Origin of the sequence: Microbacterium sp. (assembly GCF_029263575.1) — a bacterium.
Lineage (GTDB): Bacteria > Actinomycetota > Actinomycetes > Actinomycetales > Microbacteriaceae > Microbacterium.
The window spans coordinates 1-6,480 of the sequence record NZ_JAJUFV010000157.1 but is presented as its reverse complement, the minus strand read 5'-3'; the positions used below and the strand labels follow the sequence as shown (position 1 = coordinate 6,480).

The following is a 6,480-nucleotide window of genomic DNA, read 5'->3' as shown; positions in this document are numbered from 1 at the left end:
GATCGACTGGATCGGCCGCGAGCACTATCCGAACGTGGCTGACTTCATTGCCGAAGCGCGACGGCACGGCATCTCCCGGCGACTGCCGCGCAATCTCGACTTCGGGAAGCTGACGAGCCGTTCGCGACTGCTCATGGTGCACCCGCGCGCGCACATGAACAACAGCGCAGAGCTGCGCGACGCGCTGAAGCGGGAGGCGATGGAGCGCGCGCGTGACGGCCACCGCAATGTGGTTGCGATACGTGCGAGCTGCCCGAAGGATATCCCGCATCATACGAACGTGATCCAACAGGACATGTGCCAGAGTCTTTTCTGGGACGACGTGCAGGGCGGCGATGTCGTGCTCGATCCTGCCGTCCCGTTCCGCACGGTTGAGCGAACGATCGGCGACACGACGTACCGGGCGCGCTACCGGCCCGAGGGCGTGTATCTCGACTACGCGCCAGCGATCTTCATGAGCGTCCCGATCGCACAGCTCACGGTGATCGATGATCCCGACGACCCGGAGGGCGTGCAGGAGAGTCTCCGCCGCGCGCGTGAGAGCGGCATCGATGTCGAGCTGGAGGACGAATAGATATGGCGCGGGAAAAGTTCGAGCCGACGACGATGGTTGGCATCGTGATGGAGGACATTCGCGAGCGTCGCGGCATGAGCGCGAGCGAGCTGGGCGAATACGTCTGGGGCTATCAAACGCGCTGGTACATCTATGAGCGCGGCGACGCGCGCCCGAATCTCGGCACGATCGCGCTGCTCACGGAAACGATCGATCTAACGCCGGACGAGACATGGCTGCTGGTCATGGCAGCGAAGGAGGACATGGACAATGAGCGAGCAGAGCGAGAGATGCACGAACGAGCTACCCGAGCTGTACTGCCGCGTGAACGTGACCAAGAACAGCAAGGGCATCAACACCGACAAGACGATATCCGTCAAGGGGCAGCTGACGCCGGACGAGCTGACGGTACTACTCGGGCAAGTCAGTGGCATCGCCGATATGCAGATCGAGCAGGAGAAGCGGCGGCTTGAATCGGTAGACATCTAGCTACCGATGGTGTACAATGGACTCAGTGATGAAGTTCGTTACACGAAAGGAGACACGACATGAAGCCACAGGATTGGATCGTAGCTGACGACATCGAGCTGACGGCTGAGGAGCTGGACGCGATGTTCGCCGAGGTCGAGGCAGTGGATCGCAGCGAGTACGATGCACGCGCGTCCTATCAGGCGTGGCAAGCGATGCAGGAAGAAGCTGACGCGCAGCGCTTCGATCGCATGAATGAGCGAATGGACGCTGGACTGGCTCCTTTTTAGGTAGCCAGCTAGCTTCGATCGATACCCCGGTAACTTCGCCGGGGTATCACCTTCCTTTAGTAAGGAGACACGACATGAGCGACGTTGTGCAGGTCGATCTCTCGGAGCTGTTTCCCGAGGTCATTGAAGAACCCGAGTCGGTGCTGATCGGCATGCACCTGATCGAAGAAACGCCCTACACGGCACCCGCCGCGCTGCGCGCGAGCATGGAGGGACATGGACTCTTGCAGCCGGTGATCCTGAACGCGCCGGAGCGGGGCGCGCGCTACGAGATCGTGGACGGACGGCGACGCGTCGCGGCAGCTCGCGCGCTCGGCTGGCAGCATATCAGCGCGATCGTCTACACGGTCGATTCGCTCGTGGCGCACACGATGACCGTGACCGCGAACACGATTCGATCAGCGAACCCGCTGACCGACCTCGAAGCGATCATGGCGCTGCACGAGCGCGGCTACACCGAGTCGGACATCGCGACCGCGACCGGACTGCGCGTCGGGACGATCCGCAAGCGTTTGAAGCTGACGCGCTTGCCTGACGAGATCATGCAGGGCGTCAAGAGCGGCAAGATCGCGCTCGGTGTCGCTGAGCGCGTCGCGAGCTTGCCCGATGCACGTGTCCATGATGCGGTCGAGCGCTTCACCGAGAGCGGCAAGCTGACCGGCGACGATGTGTCGGACATCACGCGCACCGGGCTGGAAGCTGCTGCAGCGGCGCTGGATGACGCGTTATTCGCTGACGTGGGTACTGAGTCGCCTGACGCGTTGCCCTCGCTCACAGGCGCGTTACGCGATCTGCAGCGCACCTATGAGGGCAGCGTGACGAGAGAGGAATGGATGAGAGCAGCAGCGGAGGCGTGGGATGCGAGCTAGAGGATTGAATGCGAACGTCGTGTCGGTCGTCGGGGAGGCACCACCTTCCCGGCAACCCGGCGACATCGAGCACGAGGCGATGGTGTACCGGCCCAGCACCGACGAGCTGACGATCCAGATCGGGCCGGAGAACTGGATGCGACTCGCACCGGGCAAGCGCTTCGCGTCGATGCTCGCGCAGCTCATGACCGAGGTCGATGCGCGCGAGCAGCAGCGCGCGACATTGCCGGTGGACGCTCGATGCGAGCGCTGCGGCACGCCGGTACGCACGGTCGGTGTCGGCGCGGAGCTGGTGCAGCTCGATCGCGCAGCCGACCCGAACGGCATCTATGTCCTGATCGGTGACGAGCGCGCGCGACTGCTGCGACCGATGGAAGAACCGACCACCCCGACGTACTCGATGCATCGATGCTCGTAGAAAGGAGCGATCTCGTGCAGGAAGCACTCGTGATGCAGGTTGAGGAGCTTGCCAATCACTTCGGGGTCGGCACGAAAGCCGTGTACAAGTGGATCAAAACCGGGTGGCTGCCCGAGCGTTGCGTGCTGCGCAACGGGCGACGCATCTACCTGAAACGTGCGGAGGTCGAACGGTGGCTGAGCGGCGCATAACGATCAGGGACAAGAGCCGGATGCGTGAGGCTCGCTGCAAGAGCTGCGGCGAGCCGATCGTCTGGGCGTTCACCGAGAACGGGAGCAGCATCCCGATGAACCCGGAGCCAGTCGAGCCGAACGGGTCGGGCCGGTTCGTGGTCGAGCGCGACACGATGCGCGCATACGCGCCACTGTTCGACGAGGGCATGCCGACATACATCTCGCACTTCGCGACGTGCGCGCACGCTGATCTGCACAGAAGGCGCTAGACGGCGCGCAGAGCGCGGATCGATCGCAAGGCAAGTACAGATAAGGGGAGGGGCCGTAGCGCGCTGCTACGGCCCGTTTCTGTGTCCTGAGAGCTACGAATCGTTGTGGGGTCAATCTCACTGCTGCCTGACGCCTGACGACGACCTTGACGACGACGCGACGACACATGACGCCAACCGACCGCAATCGAGTGCTGACGACACCCGGCGACTCGCGAGCGAGAATCACAATGACAGTAGGGAAAGGGAGCTGTCGGAGCGTTGACTAGGGGCTACTGAGAGCGACCAGAGGGGAGCCGATGTGCTGCGAATCAGCTGTTGAGTGTTGTGCATCAGCACTGAGGTTCTGAGATTCCGCCATTGAAAACTCCCGCCATTCCGCGTATTTCTCAACGATCCGATGCAGGACGTGGGCCGGTTGACGACACTTTTGAAGCCAACCGGCGCCGATTCGCCAGTAAATGACAGCTACTCAGCTACTCGTAGTAGCTTGCCGAGTGCATCGTCCACGTCCTGCATCGTGCCCTCTAACAGCTCTTCGGTCACGTGCTGGTACACCTCTAGGGTGACACGTGACGACGCGTGCCCGAGAATGCGCTGCGCGATTCGCGGGGACACGCCCTGTTTGAGGAGAAGTGTCGCACAGAGATGCCGCAGATGGTGGAAGGTCAGCCGGGGCACGCCAGCATCCTCGCAGATCGCATCGAGCTGCATCAGCAGCGTGTTGGTGCTCAGTGGGCGACCGTGACGACCGGGAAACACGAGATCGTGATCTTCCCACGTGAAGGCACGCAATCGCTGCTCGTTGGCGCGTACTCGCTGCTCGCGCAGCACGTCGCGAATGAAGTCCGGCATCGGTAGCACCCGGCGCGCGCTATCCGTCTTGCCCTCGCCGTAGACGATCTCGCCACCGAGGACCGATGCCGTCTGCATCACTGAGATCGTGCCGCGATCGAAGTCGATGTCCGACCAGCGCAGACCGCGCACCTCGCCCGAGCGCAAGCCCAGCCCGACCGCGAGCATGAACGCAGCTCGATATGGATTCCGGGGGATCGCGGCAAGGAAGCGCTCGACCTCTTCGGACGTGCGTAGCGGCAGCTCGCGCGGCTTGCCCTTCGGCACGTCAACCGAGCGCGCCGGGTTCGACGGTATCAGCTGCCACCGCACCGCTTGCTCCAAGACCGCTTTCAGGTTCGAGTACACACTGAACACCGTGTGCGTGTTCAGTCCGTTCTTGCGCGCTGTCGTGACGACGCGCTGGATATGCATCGGCGTCAGCTTCGCGAGCTTCACGTTCCCGATGACCGGCGACACGTGCCGCGCCCAGCTGTACGAGCGCGGAAACAGCGTCGTCTTGCGCAACCCCTTTGGGTTCGTGCGCACGTACTCGTCCCAGAGCTGATCGACCGTCATGCGGCCCTGTGCCGGGAGCGCGCCGCGTTCTAGCTCAGCGCGAGCGCGCTGGAGTTTCTGTTCGGCCTCTTTCCATGTTTTGCCGTAGAAGCTCTTGCGGCGACCATCGGGCAGGGTGAGCCGCGCTTCCCATCGTCCATCCTTGCGCGGTCGCGACGAGATCGAACCAGTATTCTGACCGCGCTTTGCCATTAGCTCACCTTCACCTTGTCCAGACTGTCTGCTGTGTCAGCCGCTTCGCTTTCGTCGTCGGCTTTCTTCGCGTCGAGATCGCCGCGAGCACGCGCCTGTGCCTGAGCGGTGCGCTCGATCGTCGCCTGTACGCGCTCATCGAGCAGCGCGCGGATCATCGGGTACAGCGGCGCGAGTGCGCTGTCCGGCAAGAGCTTCACGAGCGCGATCGTGTCGCGCTGTAGATCGGTGAGGTTGCGGTCACGCTCGAAGTTGTCAATCCCTGCCGCTTCGAGAATGAAGTGCAGGTCCACGCCGAACAGATCAGCGAGGCGGCGGCAGCTCTCGTAGCTCGGCTGTCGATGCATCGGGTGATCCGGCGGCATGAGCCAGCGTCCGACCGTGCCCTTGAACACATCGATCTCGCGGCCGAGCTTTGCGTGCGACCAGTCGCGCGAGTCCAGTTCAGCCGACAGCCAGCGCTGGAAGGGCGTCATTTTCTTGTGGGTCATTCGGTGATACTCCCTTTCCCTGCGAGGGCGACGTAACATAAGTATCCACGTGGATACTATCCGTATCGTACCACGTAGTGACCCAAATGTATACCTTGCGAAGCCGCATGGAGGTGGTATATTTTGACCCGGGAATGTGGAAGGTTATGTGCACCTTTCGCTGTCTCACAGCGGGGTTTGCTCAGAATGCAGGATCGTAGACAGCTAGCTACGATTGGTGTATTATGGAGTAGCGATCACGCATCGATCGCGCTTCGGATTCTGTGAAGGGATGATGCATGCAAGCATTTCAGATGCGACCGCGAGAGGATGATGCTCCTCTTTTTGAAGTAGTGGGACCACGCGAGACACGATCTTTACGAAAGGAGGAATCCGAGAAACCCGGTTTACTGATCAACTTCTCCGATGACGCGTCACTCGCGCACGTAGAACATCGGATGCGCAAGGAGCACCTAGTCAACAGCGGTTACCGCATCGTCGATGCAGAGCTATGCATCAACCCGAATGCCAGCCCGAAGGTTCGGAGCTGGATCGTCTACGAGTAAAGGAGACACAGTAACCATGTCGGTTGAGCAGACCCCGCAGACCCACACCATTCCCGAATCCAATGAAGTCGCGGTGCGCACCTCGCGCAGCTACGACCCGCGACCACACATGACAAAAGTAAAGAATCAGTGGTACCTCGAAGTGAAGCACCGGCTGGCGTGGTTCCGCGCGGAGTTCCCAGCTGGCAAGATTGAAACGTCGATCCATCACGTGAGCGCCGAGCGCGCGATCATCCAAGCGACCGTGATCGCACTCGATGACAGCGGCACGCACTACGGCACCGGCAGCGGCGTTGGCAGCTGCACCGCCCAAGAGTTCGATGCCTATATCGAGAAAGCGGAGACAAAAGCGATCGGGCGCGCGCTCGCCTCTCTCGGATACGGGACACAGTTCAGTCTCGAATATGACGACGCATCCGGCGATAACCTCGGCGCGCTTTCCGATAGCCCCGTGGGGAATGCTGGCGGGAATCAGCCGATCCCGTTCCGGGGTAGCCAGCAGACGTCGAACCAGCCGCAACAGAGCTATCAGCAGCGTCCTCAGCAGCAGCAGCAGCAGCAGCAGCCGGGACCGGGCGGCTACCCGCTCGCATCCGGCGCGCAGTGGGGACTGATCAACGGCAAGTCCCGCGAGCTGGGACTGCAGCCGACCGACATCGACGCGTACATCTCGCAGCACTTCAGCGCTGACCGCAACACGCTCGGCAAGCGTGACGCGAGCCGCCTGATCGATGCGCTCAACGCCGGACAGGTCCGGCCAGCCGGAGGTAGTGCAGCCGCCGCTGAGGAGCAGGTCGCG

At 62.1% G+C, this 6,480-nt stretch carries 9 protein-coding genes and 1 pseudogene; 8 read left to right on the top strand and 2 right to left on the bottom strand.

The features are described from left to right. From Q1J95_RS13245 to Q1J95_RS13215, 7 genes are all read left to right on the top strand, one after another. On the top strand, positions 1-574 hold a 574-nt coding region (locus Q1J95_RS13245; RefSeq protein WP_300268307.1), incomplete at its 5' end, for a hypothetical protein. A 2-nt stretch (positions 575-576) separates the two neighbouring features. Continuing rightward, the gene (locus Q1J95_RS13240) at positions 577-1,026 is read left to right on the top strand and encodes a helix-turn-helix transcriptional regulator (protein WP_300268305.1); all 450 of its coding nucleotides are present in this window, start codon (positions 577-579) and stop codon (positions 1,024-1,026) included. A 75-nt stretch (positions 1,027-1,101) separates the two neighbouring features. Continuing rightward, a complete protein-coding gene (locus Q1J95_RS13235; RefSeq protein ID WP_300268303.1) occupies positions 1,102-1,311 on the top strand; it encodes a hypothetical protein in 210 nt (69 codons plus the stop codon). 74 nt (positions 1,312-1,385) lie between these two features. Next, positions 1,386-2,180, top strand: coding sequence for a ParB/RepB/Spo0J family partition protein (locus Q1J95_RS13230; protein WP_300268300.1), 795 nt, complete (start codon positions 1,386-1,388; stop codon positions 2,178-2,180). Then, complete coding sequence (locus Q1J95_RS13225) at positions 2,170-2,598, top strand: hypothetical protein (protein WP_300268298.1); 429 nt, start codon at positions 2,170-2,172, stop codon at positions 2,596-2,598. The genes Q1J95_RS13230 and Q1J95_RS13225 overlap by 11 nt, the downstream gene beginning before the upstream one ends. A gap of 14 nt (positions 2,599-2,612) precedes the next feature. Further along, positions 2,613-2,789, top strand: coding sequence for a helix-turn-helix domain-containing protein (locus tag Q1J95_RS13220; protein ID WP_300268297.1), 177 nt, complete (start codon positions 2,613-2,615; stop codon positions 2,787-2,789). Between the two features lie 20 nt (positions 2,790-2,809). Next, positions 2,810-3,040 carry a hypothetical protein gene (locus Q1J95_RS13215; protein ID WP_300268295.1) on the top strand — a complete coding sequence of 77 codons (231 nt, stop codon included), beginning with the start codon at positions 2,810-2,812 and terminating at the stop codon, positions 3,038-3,040. A gap of 468 nt (positions 3,041-3,508) precedes the next feature. On the opposite strand, the gene Q1J95_RS13210 is transcribed toward Q1J95_RS13215, so the two are convergent. After that, positions 3,509-4,645 (bottom strand): site-specific integrase, encoded by a 1,137-nt coding sequence (locus Q1J95_RS13210; RefSeq protein WP_300268293.1) that lies wholly within the window; start codon positions 4,643-4,645, stop codon positions 3,509-3,511. Further along, the gene (locus Q1J95_RS13205; protein WP_300268291.1) at positions 4,645-5,136 is read right to left on the bottom strand and encodes a hypothetical protein; all 492 of its coding nucleotides are present in this window, start codon (positions 5,134-5,136) and stop codon (positions 4,645-4,647) included. Before Q1J95_RS13205 ends, Q1J95_RS13210 begins: the two co-directional genes overlap by 1 nt. Before the next feature lie 561 nt (positions 5,137-5,697). Between Q1J95_RS13205 and Q1J95_RS13200 the strand changes: the two are divergent. Next, positions 5,698-6,480: pseudogene (locus Q1J95_RS13200) on the top strand (hypothetical protein); the annotation flags it as partial.

Coding starts and splice junctions, on each gene's coding strand:
- Q1J95_RS13240 (WP_300268305.1), top strand. CDS start 577: ATGGCGCGGGAAAAGTTCGAGCCGACGACGATGGTTGGCATCGTGATG.
- Q1J95_RS13210 (WP_300268293.1), bottom strand. CDS start 4,645: ATGGCAAAGCGCGGTCAGAATACTGGTTCGATCTCGTCGCGACCGCGC.
- Q1J95_RS13230 (WP_300268300.1), top strand. CDS start 1,386: ATGAGCGACGTTGTGCAGGTCGATCTCTCGGAGCTGTTTCCCGAGGTC.
- Q1J95_RS13215 (WP_300268295.1), top strand. CDS start 2,810: ATGCGTGAGGCTCGCTGCAAGAGCTGCGGCGAGCCGATCGTCTGGGCG.
- Q1J95_RS13225 (WP_300268298.1), top strand. CDS start 2,170: ATGCGAGCTAGAGGATTGAATGCGAACGTCGTGTCGGTCGTCGGGGAG.
- Q1J95_RS13235 (WP_300268303.1), top strand. CDS start 1,102: ATGAAGCCACAGGATTGGATCGTAGCTGACGACATCGAGCTGACGGCT.
- Q1J95_RS13205 (WP_300268291.1), bottom strand. CDS start 5,136: ATGACCCACAAGAAAATGACGCCCTTCCAGCGCTGGCTGTCGGCTGAA.